At 45.5% G+C, this 24,667-nt stretch carries 34 protein-coding genes and 1 pseudogene; 10 read left to right on the top strand and 25 right to left on the bottom strand.

All coding sequences use genetic code 11. From position 1 onward, the window contains the following. Window positions 1-518: 518 nt before the first annotated feature. The 23 genes from DS891_RS23690 to DS891_RS23580 all read right to left on the bottom strand — a co-directional run bounded on the left by DS891_RS23690 (window position 519) and on the right by DS891_RS23580 (window position 20,286). Window positions 519-878 (bottom strand): hypothetical protein, encoded by a 360-nt coding sequence (locus DS891_RS23690; RefSeq protein WP_138582075.1) that lies wholly within the window; start codon window positions 876-878, stop codon window positions 519-521. Further along, a complete protein-coding gene (locus DS891_RS23685; protein WP_174171100.1) occupies window positions 875-4,615 on the bottom strand; it encodes a tape measure protein in 3,741 nt (1,246 codons plus the stop codon). The genes DS891_RS23690 and DS891_RS23685 overlap by 4 nt, the downstream gene beginning before the upstream one ends. Before the next feature lie 63 nt (window positions 4,616-4,678). Then, on the bottom strand, window positions 4,679-5,425 hold the full coding sequence (locus tag DS891_RS23680; RefSeq protein WP_174171099.1) for a hypothetical protein: 747 nt from the start codon (window positions 5,423-5,425) through the stop codon (window positions 4,679-4,681). Beyond that, complete coding sequence (locus DS891_RS23675; protein WP_088531249.1) at window positions 5,422-5,841, bottom strand: hypothetical protein; 420 nt, start codon at window positions 5,839-5,841, stop codon at window positions 5,422-5,424. Before DS891_RS23675 ends, DS891_RS23680 begins: the two co-directional genes overlap by 4 nt. Continuing rightward, complete coding sequence (locus tag DS891_RS23670; RefSeq protein ID WP_174171098.1) at window positions 5,841-6,269, bottom strand: gp436 family protein; 429 nt, start codon at window positions 6,267-6,269, stop codon at window positions 5,841-5,843. The genes DS891_RS23675 and DS891_RS23670 overlap by 1 nt, the downstream gene beginning before the upstream one ends. Window positions 6,270-6,272: 3 nt before the next feature. Continuing rightward, window positions 6,273-6,755, bottom strand: a complete 483-nt coding sequence (locus DS891_RS23665) for an HI1506-related protein (RefSeq protein WP_174171097.1) — start codon at window positions 6,753-6,755, stop codon at window positions 6,273-6,275. A 63-nt stretch (window positions 6,756-6,818) separates the two neighbouring features. Continuing rightward, the gene (locus DS891_RS23660) at window positions 6,819-7,733 is read right to left on the bottom strand and encodes a Mu-like prophage major head subunit gpT family protein (protein ID WP_174171096.1); all 915 of its coding nucleotides are present in this window, start codon (window positions 7,731-7,733) and stop codon (window positions 6,819-6,821) included. Further along, a complete protein-coding gene (locus DS891_RS23655; protein WP_174171095.1) occupies window positions 7,733-8,842 on the bottom strand; it encodes a phage protease in 1,110 nt (369 codons plus the stop codon). The genes DS891_RS23660 and DS891_RS23655 overlap by 1 nt, the downstream gene beginning before the upstream one ends. A 70-nt stretch (window positions 8,843-8,912) precedes the next feature. Then, window positions 8,913-10,850, bottom strand: a complete 1,938-nt coding sequence (locus tag DS891_RS23650; protein WP_174171094.1) for an NACHT domain-containing NTPase — start codon at window positions 10,848-10,850, stop codon at window positions 8,913-8,915. 192 nt (window positions 10,851-11,042) lie between these two features. Next, on the bottom strand, window positions 11,043-11,501 hold the full coding sequence (locus DS891_RS23645; RefSeq protein WP_174171093.1) for a phage virion morphogenesis protein: 459 nt from the start codon (window positions 11,499-11,501) through the stop codon (window positions 11,043-11,045). Between the two features lie 305 nt (window positions 11,502-11,806). Next, entirely contained in the window at window positions 11,807-13,138 is a 1,332-nt protein-coding gene (locus DS891_RS23640) for a phage minor head protein (protein WP_174171092.1), read from the bottom strand. After that, window positions 13,131-14,690 (bottom strand): DUF935 domain-containing protein, encoded by a 1,560-nt coding sequence (locus tag DS891_RS23635; RefSeq protein WP_174171091.1) that lies wholly within the window; start codon window positions 14,688-14,690, stop codon window positions 13,131-13,133. Before DS891_RS23635 ends, DS891_RS23640 begins: the two co-directional genes overlap by 8 nt. Window positions 14,691-14,692: 2 nt before the next feature. Continuing rightward, entirely contained in the window at window positions 14,693-14,839 is a 147-nt protein-coding gene (locus DS891_RS23630; protein WP_174171090.1) for a hypothetical protein, read from the bottom strand. Further along, window positions 14,839-16,482 carry a terminase family protein gene (locus DS891_RS23625; protein WP_174171089.1) on the bottom strand — a complete coding sequence of 548 codons (1,644 nt, stop codon included), beginning with the start codon at window positions 16,480-16,482 and terminating at the stop codon, window positions 14,839-14,841. The genes DS891_RS23630 and DS891_RS23625 overlap by 1 nt, the downstream gene beginning before the upstream one ends. Further along, entirely contained in the window at window positions 16,482-17,066 is a 585-nt protein-coding gene (locus DS891_RS23620; protein WP_174171088.1) for a DUF3486 family protein, read from the bottom strand. Before DS891_RS23620 ends, DS891_RS23625 begins: the two co-directional genes overlap by 1 nt. Before the next feature lie 2 nt (window positions 17,067-17,068). Further along, complete coding sequence (locus DS891_RS23615) at window positions 17,069-17,371, bottom strand: hypothetical protein (protein WP_138581847.1); 303 nt, start codon at window positions 17,369-17,371, stop codon at window positions 17,069-17,071. Continuing rightward, complete coding sequence (locus tag DS891_RS23610) at window positions 17,362-17,673, bottom strand: DUF2730 family protein (protein ID WP_138581846.1); 312 nt, start codon at window positions 17,671-17,673, stop codon at window positions 17,362-17,364. Before DS891_RS23610 ends, DS891_RS23615 begins: the two co-directional genes overlap by 10 nt. Then, window positions 17,673-17,897 (bottom strand): TraR/DksA C4-type zinc finger protein, encoded by a 225-nt coding sequence (locus tag DS891_RS23605; RefSeq protein ID WP_174171087.1) that lies wholly within the window; start codon window positions 17,895-17,897, stop codon window positions 17,673-17,675. The genes DS891_RS23610 and DS891_RS23605 overlap by 1 nt, the downstream gene beginning before the upstream one ends. Next, window positions 17,897-18,157: a hypothetical protein gene (locus DS891_RS23600; RefSeq protein WP_174171086.1), complete on the bottom strand. Its 261-nt coding sequence runs from the start codon at window positions 18,155-18,157 to the stop codon at window positions 17,897-17,899. Before DS891_RS23600 ends, DS891_RS23605 begins: the two co-directional genes overlap by 1 nt. After that, complete coding sequence (locus tag DS891_RS23595) at window positions 18,150-18,737, bottom strand: glycosyl hydrolase 108 family protein (RefSeq protein WP_174171085.1); 588 nt, start codon at window positions 18,735-18,737, stop codon at window positions 18,150-18,152. The genes DS891_RS23600 and DS891_RS23595 overlap by 8 nt, the downstream gene beginning before the upstream one ends. 100 nt (window positions 18,738-18,837) lie before the next feature. Next, entirely contained in the window at window positions 18,838-19,167 is a 330-nt protein-coding gene (locus tag DS891_RS23590; RefSeq protein WP_174171084.1) for a hypothetical protein, read from the bottom strand. Continuing rightward, window positions 19,142-19,408, bottom strand: coding sequence for a hypothetical protein (locus DS891_RS23585; RefSeq protein ID WP_174171083.1), 267 nt, complete (start codon window positions 19,406-19,408; stop codon window positions 19,142-19,144). Before DS891_RS23585 ends, DS891_RS23590 begins: the two co-directional genes overlap by 26 nt. Beyond that, on the bottom strand, window positions 19,405-20,286 hold the full coding sequence (locus DS891_RS23580) for a hypothetical protein (RefSeq protein ID WP_174171082.1): 882 nt from the start codon (window positions 20,284-20,286) through the stop codon (window positions 19,405-19,407). Before DS891_RS23580 ends, DS891_RS23585 begins: the two co-directional genes overlap by 4 nt. Before the next feature lie 471 nt (window positions 20,287-20,757). Between DS891_RS23580 and DS891_RS23575 the strand changes: the two genes are divergently transcribed. From DS891_RS23575 to DS891_RS23565, 3 genes are read left to right on the top strand one after another with little or no spacing between them, the layout of a single operon-like run. Then, a complete protein-coding gene (locus DS891_RS23575) occupies window positions 20,758-20,922 on the top strand; it encodes a hypothetical protein (RefSeq protein WP_157782781.1) in 165 nt (54 codons plus the stop codon). Window positions 20,923-20,931: 9 nt separating this feature from the next. Next, window positions 20,932-21,426 (top strand): hypothetical protein, encoded by a 495-nt coding sequence (locus tag DS891_RS23570; RefSeq protein ID WP_174171081.1) that lies wholly within the window; start codon window positions 20,932-20,934, stop codon window positions 21,424-21,426. Beyond that, window positions 21,426-21,734, top strand: a complete 309-nt coding sequence (locus DS891_RS23565; protein WP_010604419.1) for a hypothetical protein — start codon at window positions 21,426-21,428, stop codon at window positions 21,732-21,734. The genes DS891_RS23570 and DS891_RS23565 overlap by 1 nt, the downstream gene beginning before the upstream one ends. On the opposite strand, the gene DS891_RS23560 is transcribed toward DS891_RS23565, so the two are convergent. Further along, window positions 21,724-22,131, bottom strand: a complete 408-nt coding sequence (locus DS891_RS23560) for a helix-turn-helix transcriptional regulator (RefSeq protein WP_010604420.1) — start codon at window positions 22,129-22,131, stop codon at window positions 21,724-21,726. The two genes, DS891_RS23565 and DS891_RS23560, sit on opposite strands and share 11 nt — an antisense overlap. A 127-nt stretch (window positions 22,132-22,258) precedes the next feature. Here DS891_RS23560 and DS891_RS23555 point away from each other — a divergent pair, with 127 nt between their 5' ends. Beyond that, a complete protein-coding gene (locus DS891_RS23555; RefSeq protein ID WP_010604421.1) occupies window positions 22,259-22,534 on the top strand; it encodes a hypothetical protein in 276 nt (91 codons plus the stop codon). Here the strand turns inward: DS891_RS23555 and DS891_RS23550 are convergent. Then, window positions 22,510-22,830: a hypothetical protein gene (locus DS891_RS23550; protein WP_174171080.1), complete on the bottom strand. Its 321-nt coding sequence runs from the start codon at window positions 22,828-22,830 to the stop codon at window positions 22,510-22,512. The genes DS891_RS23555 and DS891_RS23550 overlap by 25 nt on opposite strands. A 127-nt stretch (window positions 22,831-22,957) precedes the next feature. Here DS891_RS23550 and DS891_RS23545 point away from each other — a divergent pair, with 127 nt between their 5' ends. The 6 genes and pseudogenes from DS891_RS23545 to DS891_RS23520 form a co-directional block, all read left to right on the top strand. Next, window positions 22,958-23,437, top strand: a complete 480-nt coding sequence (locus tag DS891_RS23545) for a hypothetical protein (RefSeq protein ID WP_174171079.1) — start codon at window positions 22,958-22,960, stop codon at window positions 23,435-23,437. An 11-nt stretch (window positions 23,438-23,448) separates the two neighbouring features. Next, entirely contained in the window at window positions 23,449-23,604 is a 156-nt protein-coding gene (locus DS891_RS23540; RefSeq protein ID WP_157757237.1) for a hypothetical protein, read from the top strand. Then, a complete protein-coding gene (locus DS891_RS23535) occupies window positions 23,601-23,858 on the top strand; it encodes a hypothetical protein (protein ID WP_174171078.1) in 258 nt (85 codons plus the stop codon). Before DS891_RS23540 ends, DS891_RS23535 begins: the two co-directional genes overlap by 4 nt. Continuing rightward, window positions 23,855-24,082 (top strand): hypothetical protein, encoded by a 228-nt coding sequence (locus tag DS891_RS23530; RefSeq protein ID WP_099644181.1) that lies wholly within the window; start codon window positions 23,855-23,857, stop codon window positions 24,080-24,082. The genes DS891_RS23535 and DS891_RS23530 overlap by 4 nt, the downstream gene beginning before the upstream one ends. Further along, window positions 24,082-24,393: a MarR family transcriptional regulator gene (locus DS891_RS23525; RefSeq protein WP_174171077.1), complete on the top strand. Its 312-nt coding sequence runs from the start codon at window positions 24,082-24,084 to the stop codon at window positions 24,391-24,393. The genes DS891_RS23530 and DS891_RS23525 overlap by 1 nt, the downstream gene beginning before the upstream one ends. 4 nt (window positions 24,394-24,397) lie before the next feature. Beyond that, window positions 24,398-24,667: pseudogene (locus tag DS891_RS23520) on the top strand (hypothetical protein); the annotation flags it as partial.

The following is a 24,667-nucleotide window of genomic DNA, read 5'->3' as shown; positions in this document are numbered from 1 at the left end:
CTCAATCTTTTTGTATCGATAGCCTGTTACATCGCTATCGCTGTCCAGCTGTGGTCTCAGTCCTTGTTTAGACTGAGTGCGGGTAACACTTGGCGCTAAGGAGCGCTGCAAGTCCCGCACTCTTAGGTGTAGCTCGCCGCTTTGATATGGCGATGTTAAATGACTTAGCCCGTGGTACTTAGTCGTGCTGGCAGTCATTAACGCCAACATATCATCGAGCAACGAATCGTCTCGTAAATCTGGAGACTCAACCAATAGCGTGCTGACCAGCGGGTCTTCTGGTTGGTCGGCTATGAACACATGTGCATCCGATAGTTTTGTTGCGTCATCCGTTGCAACTGCGGGGTACAACTTCACCAAATCAAAAGCGCTGCGCGCATGGTCTACGTCGCTGATTGAGCTAAACACATCGTTCAACTTACCGCTTATCACTGCGTTGTTGGTGCGGTGGCCACCTGCATTGGGTGCGCTGCCGAGCCGCTGGGGTTTGAATATCTTTAAGTGACTTCTTAGCATGGTTACACCGTTTTTAGTCGTAAGGTTATGTTTTCAAAATAGTCAGGCTGAGCATCCGAGTAATAACTAACGGCACTGCCTGTACAGGGCTTTTGACTGTGATCCCAAACCACGGTGTATACCGTGCCTCGTATCGATATATCAAACGCGGTTAGCGTGGTTCGGCTGTGGTCAAATAGTGCAATGTAGGCACTCGCAGTCTCCAGCACACTCTCAATTGTGATAGGCCGACCAGGTAACAGCGTTTTTTCAATATGTGAGGCTCCGTTTAATGCAAGCTCTGTTTGCTCAGCAACGGCTTGATAGTCGTGCTCATCTGTCCACACGGCGTGTGGTAGTTCTATCGCGTTAATTACTATCATTGTGCGTTACTCAATTGTTCAAGCTCTTCTAAAAGTTGATCACGGATAGTAGTGTACAGCTCAGCGGTGTTACCACTGGGTAATTTGAGTTCCAGCACAATGCGCTTACCTGATTGTTGGCCTGTCAGTAGGGTTAGCAATTTATCGAGTTTGCCATTGACTGCATCGCTCAGCGGTGAGCTATTGGTTGGCCTAGTCGGAACGGGGCTTGGGCTGTAATACTCAGTGTTTTCACGCGGTGTGATTGTGTTTGAGCGTGTGGGATTACGCTTGGCACTTGCCACCGCCTTTAAGGACTCGCGTTGCCTATCGATTAAATCTCGAAGCGCGCGTTTTTGTTCGCCATCGATATAAACGAGCTGTTTAAATATCCGGTCATAAATTTTGGATAGCTCTGACGTTGATGTGGATGCGTTAATTGCACGCTCAAACTGCGCGTACTGTTGCTGCTGCATTTTCTCGCGCTCGCGACGGGCGCGCTCGGCGATGACTTCAGCACTTTCAAATCGATAAGCTGCACCGCGCCCAGTTTCGTACTTTTCCTGATAGTCCACTATCTGCTCAACCGTTGGGCGGTTGCGGTTTTGGTAGTTACTCATGCTCGTTGCAGCACGGTTGGCGCTTTGGCTTACACGCTCTAACTCTTCTTTTTGCTCGCGCAGGCTTTTTAAGGAGCGCTCATTGGCCTTTGTTGCATCTTCAGTTGCGCGGGTTCCTCGCTTGGTTGCATCCGTTGCATTGTCCTGTGCATCTTTAAAATCGCCGAGCAGGTCATTCACCACAGATAAGATGTTACTTATCCGCTCCTTTTTGTGCTGGTAGTCTTCAGCGGTTAATGCACCTATCTTGTATTGTTGATTAACTTGCTCAAGCTCTTGTTCGAGCTTGCGCTGCTCAACATTTAGCCCTTGTAAATTCTTGGTTTCTAGCTCTCGCACACGAGCCAGATCGGTTTCCTGTTCGACCACCAATCCAGTCTGCCGGTTTAGTGCCGCCTGTGCTTTGGCTTTTTGCTCCGCCGAGGCTGTAGAGCTGTCTAGGATTTTTTTATTGTTTTCCATTGCAGCGCGGGTGCTGGCTAACACACTGGCAAACTTTGCTGTTGCGGTACTATTTTCGTCTGTGGCAGGCTTGAGTTTATTCGCAGCATTAACCAGTTTATCCAGCTCTGCGGTTAAACCTAGTGCGGCCGCTGCGGCTTGCACGGACGCAGGCACAGTTTGGTCTGTGGCGTTGGCAGCTTCAACGGCTGCTTTGGCCCACTTCAAAAATGCTTGTTGTTGCATCGCAACTGGTTCGTTGCTTTGTTGGAGTAGTTCAAACGCTCCTTGTAATTTAGTAGCCGTTTGAGTGAGCGCATCGGCGCTGGTTATGCCCAGCTCTTTATAGGCTTTTTTTACATCACCTGCGAGATATGCTTGGCGCGCTAATGATTCGTTGTGGCTTTCAAACTTAGCTTTTAATGAGTCGAGTAACACTAACTGCTGGTTATACTCAGCCCCAGCACCTGCGAGTGCAGTTCGTGCAGACTCAATAGATTGGATAAAACCATCAACACCAGCGCGCACACCATTTAGGTTTTGCGCCTGTTGCTCTAGTGTTTCGATCACACGCAGTGCTTCAGGTATGGTGAGCCTGAGCAATTCTTGGCGTTTACGCTCTTCTTCAGCGGCAATGCGTGTGGCCTCGGCGAGCGCTTCCGCTTTACGTGCTGCGTTTTCGTATGCTCCGGTGGTTTCGTTCATCACCAACGTGCCAGCAGCCACGGCAGCCTCTAGCTCTTTTAGGTTTGTTACCAGTATGCCAGTGGTTGCACTGATAACTTCAAACTCGCCTTTTAACTTGGCAGCTTGTAACTCAGCATTGCGCTGACTTTCCGCGACATCCGCTTCTGCTAGTTTTAACTTCCCGTATTCACCAACTAAGTTAATAACCTCATTGGTGAGCGCTAAATACACACCGCCTCGGGCAATCACACCAGCCACATTGCGCCAGCGGTTTGCAGCAACGGTCGCAGCATTGGTGGCTGTTGTCGCTGCGGTTACGGCGGCTCTATAGGTAACAAATGCCCGGGTGGCACTCACTGCACCTGCCACAACACTACTAAAATAAGAGCCGATTTTAAGCGCAAGCCACGCTTTGGCTACAAATCCTATTTCTTCACGGTATTCATACAGCGTAGTGATGGTGTCTTTGATAGCTGTGCCGGTTGCCACAATGGTGTCGCTGATTGACTGCGCCCATTCTTGCAATCGGCCATCTGCTGCCATTGCTGCGAACTCTTTGTTTAAATCACCAATTTGGCCCTTGAGCCAATCCATTGCACCAGACTTAGCAATGAGATTATAGAACTGCTCCAAGTTGTCTTTTGCGTTAGAGACCTGGCCGCTAAATAATGCCATTTGTGCAGCCGCACTGCCTGTGCTGGTTCTACCCATTTCATCAATCAGTTGTTTTATTACGTCACGGCCTAGCTGGCCTGCGCTTGATAGCTTCTGCAGTTCTTGGACGTTCTTACCTGTGACCGTTTGCAGCATATCCCATACAGGAATACCACGTTCAACTAGCTGCAAAATCTCTTCACCTTGCAGTTTCTGTTTAGCCCAGGCTTGGCCAAGTGCGAGGCTTATCCCTTCAACTTCCTGATAACTACCACCGAGCTTTAAAGCGCTGTCTGTAATAGATTGCAGCGTGCCGTCCATTGGGTCTAACCCGAACGCCTTCAATTTCACAAATGCTTGTGATACTTCACCGAGCTGAAGCGGTGTATTTTTAGTAAACTCAGTTATCCAAGCGCTTGCTTCCTCGCCTTGAGCTATGCTGCCCATGAGGCCATTCATTTGCACCTGGAGCTTTTCAAACTTATCGCCCGTTTCAAACACGGAGCGCACGGCTTGGCCAACCTGGTCTAACCCAACATAGGCAGCAGCAACCGCTGCGATTTGACTAGCGACGTTACCCAGGCTTTCTGCATGCGCTTGTTGGGTAGCAGAGCCATGTTTTAGGTCTTGCGTAAATCCATCAACGGCTTTACCAGCTTGATTAAAGCGTCCAGCCAAGTTGCGTTTGGCAATGCTTAGGTTATTGGTATCGAGACCTGTTCGTTTTAGCTCTTGTTGCAGTGCATTGTGTTTTGTGGTTTGTTGCGTCAGCTCAGCCCGCATTTGCTGTAAGTCGCGCTCTGCAAGGTCAATGCCTCGGGCAAGTTCAACAAATGGCTTACTGGTGTCTTGTGCTTGTTTTTGTAATTGGTCGAGTGCGTGCGCGGCGGCAGCCGTGGCAATTTCTTGTTCTTCAAGCTCTCGCTTAGAGCGCTCAAAGGCACGGATAAGTTCTTGTTGATTGCCTAGCTCATCTATTACATCCGCAAGCACGCCTGCTTTTTGGCTCGCGTTCGTTGTGGCAGTGCCAACCTGGTTTAAGTCGCCGCTCAGTGCTTGTGTATTGCTCGCCGTGGTTTTCGCGTTATTTGCGACGTCTCTGAGCGATTCACCCAGTTTAGTGCTAGCGGTAGTTGACGACGCTAAGTCATCGGCAAGTTCATTAGAGCCTTGGCTTGTGTGCTTTGCGGCTTGAGCCGTCTCATCTAAATTCTGGCTGAGTTGGTCTGTGGCAGGTGCAGCATCATCTGCGCTTTGCTCAATACGGCGCAGCTCAGCAACTAACTGTTCAAGGTTTTGTTTGCCAGTGGCTTCGGCCACTATTCGTAATGCGAGCTGGAGTGTTTTATCTGCCATGCCATTTACTCAGTTTGAAAAGAGGTTTGAAATAGTAAAAAGGGGCCGAAGCCCCAACGGGAGCTATGCGTCTAATTCGGTATAGGTGAATGGGGTTGCTTTACCTGCTGGCAGCTTGGCAGTACCCGCTAGGCCACCGCTCACAAACTCACTGGCTGCAAAGTCGATTTCTTTATCTGGCATCAGTGATACGTCGTATACTTCAAGCTCAATGGCTTTACCGTTGGCAAGGTTGGTTCCCTCACCAAAAATACGCGCTCGAACTTGTGATTCAATGCCACCTTGGATGGTTTTACCGCTTCGCGCATTGTGTTGATAGCTCACGGTAATGCTGCCACCKGCATCKACTKCGCCRCCTTTRACWGAGCGGATCAAACCCARTGCATAGTTGATCTCAAAATCAGTYCCTAGCGTGAGAGTGGTAGTTGCCTGCTTAACTGTAAGACCTTCAGCAGCTAGGTTCTTATGGCCAAGCTCTAGCCAGCCCTGATTGGCGGGCAAGGTTTTTGCTGCATCTGTTACCGTACCGCTGGCTTCGTTTAGATCAACCACTTTACCCATCAGCGCCATCGCCAATAACTCAGAGGGTTGGTCATCAAACTCGCATGACACTTCAGCAGGCTTGGCAATCTTGACGTCATCTAATGCTTGGCCATAAGACTCTTTTTTACGAGATGCACGAGTCTTGGTCTCAGCTTCGGTTTTGATACTGAGCTTGGTCATATTGATAGGGCCAAAAATACCGAGGCTTTGGCCTTGTGGGTTTAATCGGTCAATAAAGAAATTGCCCGCTACTAGTAAGCCACTCATGTAAGTGCTCCTTTAAACTTCATTTGACAGGTAAAGGCCAGCGGGTAAAACGCATGGCCGCTTGTGTATCTTGGTTTGATTGGGGTGTTAACGCGCTGCCAAGGGCCAGCATCGCCAGTCATTTTTCCGGCAATGGCACGAATGGTAGCGGCAATGTTTTTGCCTGCGGTTTTGCTGGCTTTGCGCTCAGCTAAGATGACAAGCCAAGTTTGCGTTAACAGGGTATTAGCTCCAGCGTACGCGCTCTCCTTTAATTGCTCACCGTAGTAGAGATAAAACAAGCTCGGGGTATGATTGGTTTTGTCTATCTCTGCTAGGTCATCGAGCGCCTTAACGTGGCGTATGCCAGGCACTGCACTTAGGGCTGTTTCTAACAGTTGGCCCGCTGCCAAAAAATCATCTTTAATTTCAAACATCAGATGAACCCCGTAGCTTTACTGCGAGCAAATACGCTGCCTGCTGATTCCATCACGGCGGTATCGTTGGTGGTTGCCTTGTCACCTTGGCTATCAATACCCAGCGCCACCTTGCCTTGATTCACTGCTTGTAAAAACTTTAGCGCGTCCGTATAGCGGGTTTGTATGTGCTCCGGCGCGTTATCACCACTCAAAAAGTACCGCGCCACATCACAACACACACGCACAAGCGCTGTAGGTACTGTACTTAACGGTAAGGTGTAACGGCCAGATAAGTAGGCGTTTATCTCAGCTGTGGCATCTTCCAATGCTTGCGTGAGCACAGCCATATCCACCTCACCAGGTGCGCTGTCCTCACGCTCAGTAAGCAGCACCAAATCCTGGTGATTAAAGCGAGCTTGCATGTCTTCAGCGGCAGCGTAGGTCATGGCTTATTGCTCCACGTTCTTTCGGGCAGATTGGTAAATCTGCCATGCAGCATCACGCTGAGTAGCGGTTGGCTTTAGTTCACCAGTGACTGTCTCACCATTTTCATCATCACTGATTGAAATGGTTAGCTGCTCGATCGACGGCTTTTTAGTGAACTGCTCAATGGCCATTACACCAATGAATGGGTGCAGATCTGGATCAACACCTGCAAGGTCAATTTCAACGCCCTCTACACTGGTACAAATACTTCCTGGCTCCACGTTTGGTGTCGTTGCTGTATCTTCACTCGCTTGAGCAATGCGCGACACCGCAAGGCGTGGATCTTTTTCCAAATTCTCCAGTTGTTCAATAGAGATATTTTCTGCGGGGATGTTGTTTTCACCACTTTGCAAAGTGATCCTCGCTCGCCTATAGCCCGTGGGTTGTGAGTTATGGATCTTGATAAAAGCCAAACCAATGGCGCTAGCAATCTGAGTCTTTTCCATTTCATAGGTTCTCTCTAGAAGCTCTGGTGTGTAAGTCACCAGAGCAATTAACTTACGGGTGCATTACGCGTCTAAGTAGTCCGCTACGCAGAGCTTCAAGCGGCCTTTGAGTTCATTAGATGTGTTGTTTTCGATTTCACGCTCAAGCAGTTTGGTTGCGACATCTTCAAGCTCAGGTGGCACAACCAATTTAGTTGGGCGAATACCAAGCTTGCGGCCACCGTCAGCTTTGAAAGCACGCATCCGTTTAATTGCGTCCCACATGTTGTCGGCGTTCAGTGCGCGTTTGTTTGCAAAGGCCAACTGCCAGAAACTAAAGCCTGCGGCATCACGACAATCTACGCCGTAACGGAATAGCTTTTTGGTGAACACGGCTTCGTCATCAATTTTGGTCATACTGACAAAAACGGGCTTCTTACGTTCTTGGAATATGATTGGCTTAATGACTTTCGAGCCATCAATCACATACCAGATTGGCCCTGTATAAGTGCCGTCTTCAGCCATGTTGGCAACGCTTTCAACTGCGCCAGTACCATCTGCTTTTTCGTAAACAGGGTGGTCAGTATCAAAATAGTTTTGGCCGTCATAGCAAAGCGTGGTAAAGCCTGCTCTAAGCAGCGGCCAGCACACTTCATCCGGGTGAATGCCCGCTGAGCGTCCCAGTTCTTGCATAAGTGGCGCATATACGCCTAGCTCATCATCTTCAATGTCGTTACGGTCAACACTAACTGAGCCTTCAAAATCTTCATTCACAATCGTGTAGCCGTGGGCTTTCATGGATTCAAGCTGACGCTCTCCAACCCACTTTTTAAGTGAAGGGAACTTACCAAGCCACCCGTAAGTGTTGCTTTTGGTTTTGGACTGGATCACCGTCGCAATTTCTGTGAATTGTGGTTCGGCTTCACCTAATCCATCTTGGAAATTTTTTTTAAAGCCCGTTTGCAGGCTGGTTATCAGTGCGGGTGTAATAATCGCCATTACTGGTCTTCCTCTTTCAGTGCTGCGTAATCTTTGTGGCTAATACCCAGTTGGTCAGCCGCGTATTTATCCTCGACAGACAAAGCGGCAACGCCTGTTTTGTCCTGCGTTGGTGTTGGGGTTGGTTTGGACTGCTGAGCGTTGAGCGCTGCAATAGGTTGTCGGCTATCTAACACCGCATTGAGGGCGGCAAGTCCGCTTTGCTCACCAAGTTGTTTGAGGTAATCAATCTCGGCGGCAATCACGCGGCCCTCAGCTTTGGCTTTATCAATAGCGGTTTCAATAGTCACGCCTTGGTGCTGGCTATTGAGTGCGGCCAGTTCGCCACGTAGTGCATTGTGTACATCAACTGGCACAAACTTGGTTAAGTCCACTGTAGTATTCGACGTGGCTTGTTGAATTTGCGTGTTCAAGGCAGCAATTTGCTTGTCTTTACCTTCTGCGCCATCGGCCTTGCTTTTTAGCTCGGTAATGGCCGCTTTGCCTTTTTCGATATGCTCGCTGGTAACATCACCGTCCACGGTAATGCCAAGCGCAGCGAGGAGTTGCTGGGCTTCGTTCATTGGGTTGGTTCCTGTGTTGTTTAATAGGTATTGGGAGTTCAAAACTGCCACTTCATCAAGCCCTGTTAAGGCAGGGTCATTGGTTAAAGCAACATGGAGTAGTACAAGGGGGCGACCTGTTTGCTTGTCGTAAAGAAAAACAGGGCTGACATAACGGTATTCTTTCGCGGTTAACGCGGCATACGCATTTTTAGTCCATTCAACGCTTCTGGCGTAAACGCCTTCACCAGGCACATATTCCAGCGCGTCAGACTTAAACCAGCCTGACGCGGGTGCGGGCTGACCATTTTTTTCTTTGTGCAAAGTTTGGTGGTCGTAATCAAACAAAAAGTCTTTGGTGCGGGTAGTTGCAGCAAGCGAAAGTGAGTCAAATGCAGTGGCATCCATGAGCCACTTACGGCTAGGCACATCAAAGGGTCGGCCGTCGGCGCTTTGAAACTCCCCATCAGGGATAATCAATACGCGTTCACTGACGCCTTGCTCATTAGGCAAAGTAGCTAAATTACATATGGCTAAGCCAATATTTTGTGTTGTGGTGTTTGGCATACTCTGGCACTAAAACGTTTGTCTTGGTGCCAGTATGTGGAATTGGGTTCGAAGTGTATTTTAAACTGGATTAATAAAAAGTCGAGAATGCATTTTTTTCCTCATGAATTTTCTCTTTTTCTACTATTAGTTGCCCAAGTGCATCTAAACTATTTAAAAATTTTGTAGCGCTATTGTCCGTGATGTACTTATCTGTATTGATGACATCAAGGTCGATATATTTATCACTCTGCAGTACATAAGCTTCGTGACTTTTATCTGTAAAATAGTTTTTTCGGGGCTGGGCATAATGCCTCCTTGAAGGGGGGGTACGCTGGCCTTCTTCTCTTATTACTTCTAAAGGTAATCTTCTTACGGATTTTTCAATATAATAGCGTACTTTGTTGTGTTCTATAATAAGAGGAGAAACGTCGAGGAGTTGTATTGCATACGAAATGGCTGTAGATAAAGATAGCTCCGCCCGATGCATAGGGGTAACATAACTTATTTTATCTCTAGTTAACTCTACTTTAACGTCTAAACCAAGACTGAAAGTTTCAAAAATACGTTTACTAATTGGAGGTGTTTTTGAGGAGTGATTGAGCGTATCTCTAATTTTTGAGAGGATGCCTCTGGCAAAAACAATATAAAACAAATCATCATCTAACTCTTTTAAAAAAACAAGAATTCCTTCATTTGAAGCTTTGGGTTTGGAAAGTACTAACTCATAAAACTTCGTTCTGGACTCTTCACTTAAACCGCGAATATATTTGGCAGCATGGAACTCTATGATCGACTTGTGAATAAAAGACAAATAAAGGCCATCTCTTTTAATAAGAGATGTCTTATCCATGATATCCTGATGAATATCATGGGGTTTTTCAAGCCCGTAAATCTTTGCTGTATTGGCAAAAGCATTAATTGTCTCCTCCTCTTGAAATGTAGAAGAGTTACGATTGTTAAGTAATATAAAACAAACATGCTCAAAAACTTTTTTAAGCTCTTGGTTGCTTAATCCTGTATGTGAGGGGCGAGAAAAGTGCACTTTGAATCTATCGTGTGTGGATGATAAAGTGATAAATAGGCTTTGGTAAAAGTCTACAATACTCCTAGGCTCTTCATCTAGGTAACTGTATGTACTCATGAAAATATCTACCAAAATGGGCGTGACAAGAGTTTCTGCAATATCGGTATTTGACTTTACCACTTCTAGTAGTCTTTCCTTGTCTACATCATTTTTTAACGTGTTGTTTAGGATAATTTTATGTAGTTGTTCTTGAGTAAGGTCTAATAACTCGAAGTTATTTATACATCCACCAATCATTTCTATTTCAGTACCTGGCCTTGTTGTGACGATGCAGGAAGAATTATAAACATTATATGTATCTAATATTAGTGAGGTGGCATTTTTTCTAAAGTTGAGTTCAACTTCATCAAATCCGTCATAAAAAATCTTAAAGAACCCATTTTCTAGCAGTTGTTCTACAACATCAACGGTGGTGCTGATACCTAGGTTTTTCAACTCGTGCAGTATAGTCGACTTTACGGATATGTTATCGTTCCATTCAAGTTCTCGTAGACAAATCACAAGAGGAAACTTTATCTCCCCGCTTTGTATTGAATTTAGTAGCAGCTTCTTCAGTAGTGTTGTCTTTCCTTGTCCCGCTTTTCCCACAATACATGATATTTTAGATTTAAAGTATTCATTCGCTTCGTCAATGGTATAAACTTTCTCTTTGCTGGCAATTGGCGAAAATCGGGCAGGCTGATATACCTCCCCAATAAATAAATCGCTATCTCTGGACAACAGAGTTCGTGTAGACAAATATCGTTCAGAAATCTTCTCTAACACTCTAGGAGAAAAATCCCCACTATCAATAAAAATTTGCTGCTTTAAGCTAATAACATAATTTTCCAAATTACGATCTTTCACAAACTCATTTATTTTACCGAAAAGTTTATTTGTTAAAAATTTACCTGACTCGGTTTCCAATACTTTTGCAAACACTGAGGACGATTGTTCTGACATAACTTTTGCACCTACCTTTTCCTTAATGTCTTTATAATATAACTACTTTCTTACTTCGTTGATAGCTACATAGTATTACCTGTGTATCAGAAACGTTTCGAAACGCCTTTAACGGCCATATTGCACCACACAACACCTAAATGCTAGCACTTGAGCATGTAAAAACGCCTCAGAGGGCTTCTGAGGCGTTTTTTAGTTTTCGATAAAATAGTGACTCAACACGGCTAGAATATCGGTTTCCTCTTCGGGGCTTACTCCCAGATATTGCCGCTGGTCTATCGCGGCAGGCCCTGGTGCCATTTCTGGCAAACCGCCAAAGTTATGAATAGCAGCGTAAGGCTTGTTGCTGCCTATCTGTGCCCAAAACGCGCCGCTGTCTGCGGTAATGCTTGATGCTAGTCCTCCAGCACTTACCTGTAGCATTTGCCCGCCAACACGTTTGGGGTTTTGTTTTAGGTAGTTCTCACTGAGTACTGGCCATGCGATGCCTGTTACTGGGCTACGTTCTTCTGCAAAGGCGTCTTCCGTTGCGCCTTCCATAATGGCGGCTATCTCGTTCATTGGGTCGCTCAGGTCATCAAAGCGCTGTGCTATTTGTTCAAGCGCCTTAGTTGCATCACCGCTTGTGAGTATTTCAATTCTAGTGGTCATATTGTAATCACCGAGTTGTTGGGTAATAATTGTTTGTGGTGGTAGTGTTTCCAATGGGTAACGGTTATATGCGCCGCATATATGATATGAGTTCGAGTCTCATCCTACCGCCACACCTCATAGCTTCCCCCTTTAATGCCACCTTCAATGTCACTACTGTCGACTTTAAACACATTGATTAGTGTGTCGCTGTTGCTGTCAAAGCGAGNCACCGAGTTGTTGGGTAATAATTGTTTGTGGTGGTAGTGTTTCCAATGGGTAACGGTTATATGCGCCGCATATATGATATGAGTTCGAGTCTCATCCTACCGCCACACCTCATAGCTTCCCCCTTTAATGCCACCTTCAATGTCACTACTGTCGACTTTAAACACATTGATTAGTGTGTCGCTGTTGCTGTCAAAGCGAGCAATCACCTTAATAGCTTGCTCACCTTGGTTTATTACGTACAGTACTTCGCCTCGCTCCGGTTCCCACAATACGCTCGCGCCGCTCTGGTTAATCCATTTGCTTAGGTTGATATACTCGCTTAGCTCAAGTGCTTGGCCACTGGCTTTGTGTTTTTCACTATGGGCATGAGCAAGCACACGCTCAGACAATACCAGCGTTCTACTCGCATCAATGCCGGTATCTAAAAGCTTTTGGTTTATGTCATCACTTAAAAAGCTCACCACCGTTTTATGTTGTGGCCGTGGGCCGTTGGCTTTTAAGCCTGCCTTATCGCCAGCAAGCTTTGCGGCTTGATACTGCTCTATGCGTTCAATGCTTTTACGCGTCCACAGCTCAAAAGCCTTGGCCCGTTCATCACTATTGTTGAGCGCCTGAATGGTCTCAGCGCGTAGCTGTGTGCTTTCCACTTTGCCTAGCTTCTGTGCCACGGCCACGTCAGTGCCAAAGGCACTTTGACCAGGCGAATAGGCCCAGCCCACATCTGGCGTCATTACATCACCGCTAGGCAGTTTAATCCTAGCGTGCTCCGTGGTTTTAACTTCGCCAGACTCACGGCTCACAATCTCTGCATTAAATTGTTGTACATAGCCGCTACCGTCTTCTACGGTTAAGCCACGCGCTTTTACTTGCTCTGCCGTGAGCGCTCGAACGCGACAGCGGCAACCCCAACCATTGGGTGGGAATATGGTTTGCCAAATGGGGTCGTCAAACCTAAACACCTTGCCATGCAGCAGCCTATGTTCAGGTCGAGTTTGTGCATCATCAATCGCAACATACTGCCAATACGGATGCGTTTTACTGCGAGCCAGCATGCGGCGATAGCGGCCACTCATATAGGCGGTTTGTAGATTGGTGCGGTAAATATTGTTTAAGCGGTAAGGGCTACCCAACTGGATTTCATCGCCTTGCTCATTCTTGGTTTTCCCCCACCAACCCAATCGCTGAAGCTCAGGCGCTAGCTGCTCTCTAAATTGTTTTGCAGTTAAACCCTCAGCAATAGCGGAGTCTACTTTTTTACGTATGGCCTCTAGTACTTCCATGCTTTGCACCCGCGCTACAGTAAACGCCTTGGCGTGGGCCGTAGTCAGCACATCATGCCATTCATCGCTGATGGTGTAGCCTTTAGATTTAAAGTACGCCACCGCATCAGCAGGCGGTTTATTAAAAGCAATACTGAGATCAATCATTGATCATGCCCCAAATCTCACTCACAAAAATCAGCTTGGTGAGCATTTCGGTCAGTTGGCCTTGGTCGATTGTGGGATAAAGCTCGGCAAGCTCAATAGCTGCCAGTTCCTCACTTTGGTTAAGTTTATCTAGCAGCGGTTGCAGTGTTGCTTTGTACTCGGCGCGCATATCGCCACTGGTGATTGCATCAATGGCAGTATCTAGCTCTGTTTGTGTGCTGCGTGTTTGGTATTCCGCATTGAGTGCGGCCACTGCTGTATTGAGTGAAGCGGTGTTATTGCCAGGCATCGGCTCGCTTGGCACTTCCAACACAGCTTCGCCTTCGCTTGGCTCAGGTATGTTCAAACGCTCATGCACCCATGTTTTAGGGATCTGCATTCCAAGGCTCACTAGCGATCGCAGCGGATACGCCAGATCGCGCATTTCATCACTAGTCGAGGTATCAAACTCAAAACGTGGCAACCGGCGATTACCGTTGTACGATTTACCATTTAGCGCGTACATAGGGTAGATCACATCGCGGTTTATGGTCTGCTCAAGCTGGTGCAAGTCGCTAAGCGTGATGTCCTCTTTTACCTCTTGGTGGACACTACCAAGGGCATTTGTGCTGGTTTTACCGTCCGCTTGGCTTGTCAGCGTGCCACCTAACACCGCTTTAGACTGAGTTAGTTCACACCACCGGATCATACTTTCAAACGGATCTGCTTGGCCGTTAGCTGCACTTTGAAAATCAATCTCCATTCCACGCGGTATGATACCGCCCGCGTTATGGCCAATTGCCATAACTGCACGCAGAAGCGTGGCTTTTTCGGCATCCGTTGCGCCACTGGGGTATTTGCCCACTCGCACAGGTAAGCCATAAATCTCTAAAAACTCCGCTAAGTCTCGTACGCTAAAATTCTTAAATAGGAATGGCCAAGCAAGTACGGAGAGCAATCCAGCCCTATGGACATAACCCGATTTTGATTTATGAATATGCAGCGCCCAGCCAAACGGGTTGAGGGCTTCGCCTTCGTCGCTGCTGTCATTCAGCATAATGCGGTTAAAGTCTGTGGGGTGGGTTTTAAATATGTTTTGGTCTCGGTATGCGTAACCAGTGATGAGCTGCTGCTTCTCGATGTAGTCCCATTGCAACTCGTTGGCACAAAAGCCTTTTAGCATGGCGTCGGTTAAATCAAATTTAAAATCCGTAAACCAAGTCGCGTCCTCTAAGACCTCGGCGATCATTTCTGCGTCGCGCTTTTCAGCGGTTGAGGCATTACGTGGGGGCTTTATCTTCCAATCAAACCCAAGCACAGCGCGTCGGCGTTTACCCAGTTCGCAGCTTATGTGGCCGTCTTTGTCTTCAATGTCCTTTGCCAAGTCGGCCATAGCGGCCAAATTGCCTTCCTCCGCCTCTTTTAGCAAACTTGCAAGTTTTGCTGGGGTTAGTCCTTGCGTTGGGTGTTCTGCATATTGCCTAAGCAACATGCCCACTTGGGCATTTTCTTCGGTTTGATTTTTGTCTAGTTTATTAACTGATAGCGGATCGCCATTAATGTCTACTAGCATAGTTATACTCGCAAAATAGGTTTGATTGATACCACGTATACATCGAGGTCAAGGGTGTAACGCTCTGCGGCGTCATAGGTGGGAGCCTCAATATCTATAAAGCCGCCAACAGTGGTAAAGATGTACTCGAACTTGATACGCCAGCGCATTACCAGCACCCCGCGCCCTGAAAGCTGCCTAGGTCTTCGTAGTTAAAATCGTTGCTGCCGCTCTTGCTTGGTAGCGGGGTGAACTCAATGGGGCAACCGTCCATCCAGCAAGCTCGGTTAGCCATACAAAGCCCAACCGCAAAGTCACCGTGGCGCTTGTCTGTTTTTTTACCGTCATGATCTTTAGTTTTGCCCTTATCAATCTTGGGAATACCGTTTACCACTTTGATGTGGCACATATCATCCAACACATTTTGATGACGTGGGATCTCGATATTGTGATCATCTAGTTCACCTTTTAACTTGGGCATCCACTCGGCATACCAGATATCGTTAAGGTGTACACATTCAACCAATTCAATACCAAACTCTAAGGCTGCTGCTTCGGCGAGATAGCCACCGTTGCCCGTGGCATCAAAAGCAGCACCGCGTAGCCGTGGTAGTTGGCGCAATATAAAAAACACCACTTGGCGCTGCACTTCGTAAGGGGCGTTTTTAATTTCAATTACAAAAGGTACGCGCTTGTGTAAGTCAGCACGTATGCGAAGTGGTACTAATGATGTTAAATCTCCCGAGCGTGCAAAATCCTCACCGAAGGCATGTTGTTCTTCAGGGTTGAGCTTATCCAGTAGTGGCTGGATCACGTCTTTACAAAACTGTTCTGTTTCTTTGTAGCGCTGTTCAGTCGTCCATGTCATCCACTCATCTGTACAAGTCAAACGATGAATTGGGATCGATTTGTCCCTTACCATTGCCTCTTCAATCACAATGCGCTTGAGGTAGTTACCACCACTGCGCTTTGGTACACAAAAATATTCTTCGTCAGCACTCTCTTTATTGGGCGACTCATCAATCCTAGCCTGTCGCCACTCAGCTTCGGCTTCAGGCGACCACTCCCAACCCTTAACGAAGCATATACGTTTGTATAGGCCATCCTTTAATGCATCATCTAAAGTGATTCGATGAACTGAATAGGGTTTTTTACCTTCCCGGGCATCTTTGATGTACTCATTAAAGAGGTTATCTACACCGTTATGAGTAGAGATGATCCGCACGCGGCTGCCCCACATACGCAAAGCCATTGCAGCCTGAAGCAGTGCATCTAAAGATTCATGGAACGCGGCTTCATCTATAACCACATCACCTTGTAGCCCACGCAGGTTTGAGGGGCGGCTTGATAACGCTTGAATTTTAAATCCGCTGTTAGGAAAGCGGATCATGTACGTTAGGATCTCTTCTTTCTTTTCGCTGTCCCAAAATGTCTGCTCGTATACATCAGCTTTTGCCAACTGGTTAAATGCACGGGCAAACAACGCACAAGCGGCGATGTACTCCAGTGCCATTTCTTGTTTAGAGCCAACATAAAAAACGTTGCTACCGTGGCGCTTTTTAGGTTTGCTGGCGGTTAACACATTGCGGCCAGCTTCCGCCCACGTTAAACCAGTACGTCGTGACTTTTCAGCAATGCACACCCCTGACTCGTCCTCAAACCAACGTTGTTGGTAGGGTAAAAACACGGGGGCTTTGTCTGGTATTTCAAAGTCATCAGCATCAGGAACGTCAACACCGTAGAGTTGCATTTCCTCTTTTAGGTCTATTTTGGTGGGGCGGCTGGTAGCCGTTAATGTAGGCTTTTCACTCATTACGCTTTACCTAGCAATATGCCACGGATCTTATCTTCTAGCTCTTCGCTCATGCCGTCCTCACCGCGTAATTCATCGCCTACGGCGTTTGCCGCTTCTTCAGCGAATGCTTTGCGGATGTCTTTTTCACGTTGGTGAGCCTTCATAGCTGTAGCTTCTAAACGTTGAGCGGCCAGCATAGCGTCTTTAATCATGCCAATGTCAACGTCATCATCTTCAGCAGGGTTCAGCATTTGCTTTTGCATGGCGGTAAAGAGTTGTGAGCGGCCCATCTCTAAGATCATTTTGGTGGTGTCGCCCGTAGGTTTATCACCCAGCTCCGCAGTAAGTGCCTTGGTTGTCTCGCGTAGCTCTCGTAAACGCTTGCCAATAGCCTCAGTCTTTTGGGCATGGCGACTGAGGCCACTGCGCGAGATAGTCGCCTCCTCATCCATGCCCGCATCGAGAATTAGCTGATTTACAGCAACCAAAATATCAGCTTGTGAATTGCCACTATCGCGTAGCATTTCGTCTAGCTTCTTCTTGATGTCTTCTGGCAACGCATCAATCTTACTGGGTTTGCCTCTGCGTACAGCATCACTCATGGCTACTTACTCCGAGGACCAGGACGCTTAATACCAGGAACAACACTACGACCTGTAGCAACATCAGCACCAGTCTGAGTAATACTGGCAACCCAAGTATTGTTACTTAAACGGTCAATTGATACGTAACCGTTTTGCTCTAACCAATTTAGCTGGGTATGCAATTGGTCACGGCTACAGCCGATAGCGTAGCGGTCTAAAATGTCTCCCAATATGCTACTGTTTAGGCCGTAGTCAGGGGATTCGTTCAATGAGATCAAAATGCTGATCCGCTGGTGTTCAGCCATTAATTCAATTATTGGCATTTCTTTGAACCTCGCAATTCATTTTCCATTAGTAAGTCGGTAACTCGTTTTAGGTCGCCAAGCTGGGGGGAGAGTGCGTCAATTTTTCCTCCGACCTCAATTAGGCGTTTATCTAAGTCGTGTAGATCTTCAGCACTAGGTAAATCTTCAATAGTCTTTTCAACAGCGTTCACTCGTTGCGCCAACTCGTCGTGTTTGACTCGGCTTACAAATGTGGCCCTTAGCCATGCAATAGAACCAGCACCAACGATTAACACGCCAGCGGCTAGCATTTGCTTCCACCATTCCAATACAAAATCCATTAGCGCTTCCTACTGTGTTGTTGAAGCTGCTCTTGAAGTTCCTTACAATCCACGCAGTACTTGCATCGGTGCACGGCTTGGCGGCGAGCTTTAGGTATTTCAGTACCACATTCTAGGCAGTGGTAAAAGCCTACATTTTCACCTACAAAAAGAGCTCGATTTGTTTTTAATCCTCGCTCTAAATCTTGTTCAGCTAAACGCTGAGCATCGTCTACCGCATCCATTAGATTTCCTTCGATTTGAAAGTGTGTTCTGGTGTGTTGCAAGCGCTTGGATAGATGTTGTGCCTATAAAGCTTGCTGCGAATATCGACTTCAGAAATTGAACGCCAGCCCTTAGCAAATTTGCTTTGCATCGTACCGTCGTAGCTGTGCAGTGGAATTTGGTTGGCATCAAATGGCTCACCATTTTGCCTCGCGGCAATCTCTGCTTTTATTCGCTTTATACGGCCTTGCGTGTAGCTCCATTGCCAATTTCTACCCATGATTGACTCCCACGGTGGCAAGCTCGGTAATGTGCTCTAAGCGGTTATACCAACCTTCAAGGTTCGGTCTTTGTGTGGGGTCGTTGGCGCAGATCCTTGCGTATTTACGAGCGCGGCGCAGGCTCAAGCCAATAATGAGCTGGTTGGGTAGGTTGCTTTGGCAAGCCTGGAGAGTCTTAGAGCCAAAGCGGCCATCTGGCTTAGCGCCTACATAACGTTGTACGAGCTGAGTCATGCCAGGCACACCGTGTTGAACAGCACCGTCTAAAAACATAAGGGCAGAGCCTGTATTCATGTGCTCGCAATACATTGGCCGCCAATAGTCACGGTGATACAAGCGAACAGCTTGAGCTAATGTGAGTTCAGCAATATTGAGATTTGGATAGGCGCGTTGACTGATCCCAAACTTAGTTAGTCCGCCTCGGTCTGACGCGACATTGTTGATACCGCCATCTGCACGTAAGCCGCCCTCAAGGTATAGAATGGGAATAATTGAGTCGGCAAACTTTAAAGAAAACGGTGCTAAAGCATCGCGGATCTCTGGCTGTTGCTTAAAGTAGTTAAGATTGGGTAAGGTCATTTGGCATCTCCATCAGGCTGTGCTGATAGAGTGCCAATAGCGTTGGTGAGTGTATTTTAAACTGGGTTAATAAATTTCAGGCTAAAGATCATTAGCCATTTTATTTAATATTTTCATACTGCTTCTTTAACTGGGCATTTAAAACTGCTCTCATTTCATCGCATGAACATTCTTTGAGCTCTTCTTTTATCTCATTGATTGTATTCTTTCTTTTGGCGCGCTGCTTTATCTGCTCATCAGTATATGGCTCAATTCGGTAAAGAATGCGGTTAATAATCCAAACAATTAAGGACATGATGAGAGGAATTGCAATAAAACTCAGCTCTGCCCAAACCGCTTCTATTTTGTTGTACTTTTCAAGTACTGTTACTCCAGCTATCGCCGCTGTAGATAAAACACCTGCGCTAAACGTGGCTTTGTTTGGCGTCATCGACACTTTTCCTCAACAGCTCATTAATCTTAGTGCGGTTTTTCTTTTTGTCTTTACTTTTAAGTACTAAGACCAGTTCATTGCCTTCACTGTCGAAAATGGAAAGGTGTGAGCGAACCTCATATTTTAGACGTAGATATCGAACCACCTGATAACTAAAACGAAAAAGCATCGGGGAGGATATTAGCAATCCTCCCCAAAAAACTATTTCTGCTACTAAAATAACGATTTCGTTTGTCATATTAATTTCTGTTCTTTGCTAGTTCTATGCCTAATCACCTTCAGTATAGTGTATCTATACGTTGGAGATTGATTTACTTTGAAAAAGGTTTTAACCTCTAATTTTACTTCAAAAAGACTTCCCTTTACGAGCGATGTTTCACTTTTATCAATTGTAGAGAAGAAGCTTTCATCAGCTAATTTGACTGCAACATCATTCTCATGATTTGGCAGTTCTGCACGCCAACCTTTGGCTCCGCTATCAAAGTTAACTTGAGTAAACCGAATGTTCTTAACAAATTCTTCTGTCTTTGTTTCAACGGATCTACCATCAATCTTTTTGAAACTTTCTAATGTTTTTAGTTCCAAGTTTTCTACAACTTTAGACTCAGCGTCTTCAATGCAAACTGTAGCTGTTGGGTCATTCTTTACTGGGTTATAAAAAACGTCTTCATAATGCTTCCTAAATTCAGGGTTAGTTGCTAACTCTTCAAGAGTTGCGTCACACTTAATTTCAGAACCATCATCCAGTTGAATTATTGAGTCGGCCCCCTGTTTTCTAACTGTCCCGGTTATCTTTCGCCCGTTCACTTTCTTGAGTAAAGCAATTAAGCTACCACCAGTAATGGTTCCAGATGTGGTTACTATTCCCAAATATTGCAGTATGTCCTTTGCATTTTCTAACAAATGGACGATTTCAAACTCAACGCCAAATGAGCCTGGTTTATGAGCTTTTACATCAATTTCAAGTTCTGAGTTTGGACCGTTTATGGCTATATCAGCCATCTTTAACGCTTTTGCAAAGCTTATCAGGCTTTGTCCCAAGCTTTCGGCATCAATTGTGTGGTTCTCGGTTTCTTTACTGCGGTAAAAAATACTGAAGCTTTGTGAGGTAGACATTTTGCACCCTGTTGATTTTATTATTAGGCGAGCAAAGTATTTATCCGAACTTCCTTGCTCGCAGAACCTCTATAGATTGAAGCTAATGTAACCTTTTTTTATTCTTACAGGCAATATAATTGGATATGAATATCAACAAAATGATGGTCAAAGCTACTTAACTTGCAGATTAAATGTTAAATGAAAGTTGATCAAACTATCCTAAAAACTAGGTGTTGAGCACAGCTAAATGGCTTCGTCATAACCCTAAATTCGGGCACTCTGTCGCAAATGAGTAAAATTATTCCGAAAATAAACACAAAACTATTTGCCTAACATTTGGCAAATGTTATAGTTGAGTTAATGGATTGAGTAACCAGTAGTAACGTAGCACGGACAGCCACGGCATCCGTTCCCATTTTTAATCTAAGTTAAAGATTATTTCTCAATTTTGCTGCTATGCTGTGTGCTCTATTTCAAAGGAGCAAAACCATGAAGAACCAAAAAAATACACAAAAATCACTATCATCAGCTGACTTAGCAAAGGTTGTAGGTGGCAATGGGAGTGGTAATGATCCAACAGGTGGGAAGCCATCGGTTAAGAATGAAGGTGTGACTTCTGTTGGTTTATACGTAACTACTGAACTCTCTAATTAGGCTAACAAGATGTATCACGACTACCTTTCAAAGTTATATGAGGTAAATACATGGATTTGGTCTATTTCTCTGATAGCGCCACTTGTGATGCTTTATCTGAAGATCGGTAGTCGCTCATACTTTATAGCTGCCTTAGTTTGGCTAATATCTCAGCTGCTGAACCTGAAGCTTGAACCGATTCTTTTTAAACTTTCAAAAGAAATCGACTTTTTGTTTTGGTTTGGCTCATGGGCTGCTATTGATGCTGCATGTATTTCGCTTATTTATGCCATTCACCAGCGATTAAAGGCAAGGATAGAACCCATAGCAATGAACGTTATATACATATATGCGGGCTTAGCGATCTTACAGCTTGTCTATTATGTAGATGCAGTTTTGCTTGGTACTAGATACTTGGCTGAGGTTTATAGAGTTGGGGTGAATCTAGGTAATATTCTTATAGCGTCATGTTTAGCTCTGCCATTGTTAAAAGGACATTTTATAAAAGTGAAAGGAGCCTTTTAGTGTTAGGCCTTATATTCTGCATCGCGATTAGTAGTTGGATTTTTTACGTTATGCGTAAAGCGAAAGCGCTTAGAGGAGCTGACGTTAGCCTTTTCTCTGTGGTAGAAAACAACGAACCAGCTGAAGTATTGCCTATGCAAAACTTTATGGCACGTAGGATACGTATAAACGCCATAGAAGATGATAATGAGCGCTATAAAGCTCTAATGAATTGGGAGCAGGAAGTTAATCGTTTTACTTACTCAAGAGAAGTAAGCACAATTTCGATTGAGCAAGAGAATGTAGTAGATTTCAGATCTAAGAAGTAGCCTTACTTGTCGTTTTAACTGTACGATCCGATTCCAAGTTTTCCCCAATTTCCTGCTCAATTGTATATATAGCCATGTCTACCAACGAACTCACATCTGTAGATTCCGATTTATTAAGCAAGCCAAGTTGACCTGTATTAAATAGAAATGTGGTTAAAGAGCGGCTTAATTGCTCTCGTGTCAATCCAACAGTGCTGTTAGAGCTTGCAGAGTGTGTACCTAACACAATGAAATTAACATCAAACCCCAACTTAGCTAAGTCTGCGAGTTTGTCAGATGGGATTGCTTTTCCGGCCTCCCACCGATAATACGTAGCTAATCCAACCGATATTTTGTCAGCAACTTCCGTCGGGCTTAGCCCTAATCTTTTCCGCTCAGCTTGCAAATTATTTATCATATTTGAGAATTTAATATTGATATTCTCAAAAGTGAGAATATACTTAGCCTTAGTAATTAACCAAACCCTTTTCTAACCGTTCGCCAAAACACTTTAGAAAGGGTTTTATTCAAAAAGGTAGAGTACTATGAATCCAACGGAAATTAAAGACGCCATCGCAGACGAAGGCTACACACTATCAATGGTTGCAGCAGCTTTAGGAGTAAACCTTGCGACTGTTTCAGGTGTAGTTTGTGGCCATTCCCAGTCACGTCGCATTGCTGAAGCAATCAGTAAAATTATCAAAAAACCTATCAATGAGGTGTTTCCTGACAAATCCGCCTATACCAATCCCCGCGTATTAAGAGGGGAAGAGCGTAAGCAAGGTATTGCACAACTTCAGCAACTGCTGGCCGCCTCGTAAGGGCTAAGTAACCACTTTACTAATAACTGAGTTACCGAACTTACAGGAGCCACACAATGCACATAAGTAGCCCGTACATAGCACAATGCTATCAGCGCCAACAAAGCCGTGTTTTGTTGTTGGTACAAGCGATTAACCACCACTCTGCGCTCAATATGCGTATAGCTGCCAAGTTCAACAATAAGTTGGCGCAGTTCTTTAGCGCTCGCGCAGTACACAGCGGCACAAGGTTTATCGTCAATACACAGCCATTCAAGCAAGTTATTAAATTGGTAAGTAGCAAATTCGGTTTGCATGGTTTGATCTCCCGTTTTTGTGATGATCAAATTCTAGCCAGTAAGATCCTCTATTTGGAAGTTCCAAAAATTCTTTCTTTTTGGAATGGACTATTTACTGCACCTCGCTTGCAAAATGGAGGTTGCTATGACTACTAAAACAAAACGCCGCCAATGGAATAGAGTTGTCGCTCGTAGCCTTCAAGAGTCTCTACAACTTTGTAAAGAGCATGCACAAGCAACACGCAATATGAGCGTGCCACGCATTGCTGATAGAACGGGGGTTAGTAACGATATGCTCTATAAACATCTTGGTAATGGCGATATGCCAGCAAGCCTGCTAATACCATACATGGCAGCAACGGGTAGAGAGTACCCACTCCAATATATGGCGCATAGTTTAGACAAACTTATTGTTGATATGCCCAAAGGTAAAAAACCTAGCATGCCCACCATTAACCACCTGAATCAGTTTGCAAACCAAGTGATTGGCATGGTGATGCAACTAGAAGAAGGCAACGGTAACGCCCAGCACGTAGCCGACCAAATTGTTCTGCTAATGCAGGACCTTGCCTATCACAAGCTCGAAGCTGAACGGCTCGACGACCCACAACAACCCCTGATTTAGGAGCAAATAGTATGACTATCAAAGACCAAGTTGCGCCTAAAAAACGCCAACCAGAGCAAAATACAAGCATTTGTATTGGTAAGCATGCAGGTAAAACTGTGCTGCTAATGAGTATGGAGCAGCTAAAAGCACTGGCACACGGAAAACCACAAGGAGAGAACGCATGACTATTTTGACGCAACCGATTGAACTTGAACATGTAAAAGTGAAGAACACACGCGTATTTATTCAATGCCAGTGCTGCAAGCATAAGGAGCAAGCAAATCAAGGCAATATCACACCGTTAGAGTGGCGTAATGCTGCATTAGCTGTTGGTTGGCGTCATGTGATGACCGAGTACACAGATATAGATGTGGTTTGTCCTAGCTGTGTAGAGGCATTTCATGCACCTATTCAACAGCCTAAAAGGGAGGCGGTATGAAAATCTCTAATCATCGCAGTGCCTGTGTATTCAAAGAAGGCCATCAACTAACTGTATGGGTTTGTCCAGACAGTGCGGGGCTTGTCAAAAGTGGTCAATGGGATGCTGAAAAAATGGAAAACAACTCATTGTACCTAACGGCCCCAGCGACCCGTGAAAATTGGTATGAACTACATGCTTATGTACGGAGGCTGTTTAGCCCTGTAACCGTGGAGTGTGGCTAATGAGTAACGAACGATATCTATCCCCCCAAGTGCTGCGAGTACTGGCAGCGGTTGAGTTGATGGCGGGTAAAGAGCTGAATGGTGTTGAGCCAAAGCTGCTGGCCCAGGAGTTAGACACTAGTCCAGCAGATGTAACGCGCATATTGGCAAATTTGGCACATGCGGGATGGGCAGAGCGGCTAACCACTAATCAAAACCGCTGGCGATTGCATAAAAAACCTGTGCAGATCAGCAACACCGTTGCCCATTCATTCACTATGGCAATTAATGGTTTGCAGATTGAACGCAATAACTACGGTTTATTGAGGTGAGATTATGAGTGACTTAAGTGTAACGGACTTAATTGATTTAAAAGTTCATCAGCAGAATCAATTGGCAGAGCAGCAAAGTGTTCTTGTCCAGTTGGGTCAAATCCAAGCATTTAACTTTATAGGAAAAATGGTAACGGTTTCCGAATTAAAGTTAGTACAGCAGATTAAAGATTCTAAAGAATACAAAGGGTTATCATTTTCTAAAGATGGAAAAACGGAAACGGTTTCCACTTGGGAGCAGTTTTGTGACGCATACCTTGACTGTAGTGCCAAG

This window comes from Pseudoalteromonas sp. JC28 (assembly GCF_013319255.1).
In the GTDB taxonomy this organism is placed as follows: domain Bacteria; phylum Pseudomonadota; class Gammaproteobacteria; order Enterobacterales; family Alteromonadaceae; genus Pseudoalteromonas.
Note: the sequence above shows the minus strand (reverse complement) of the source record. Positions and strands in the feature narration are given on the sequence as shown.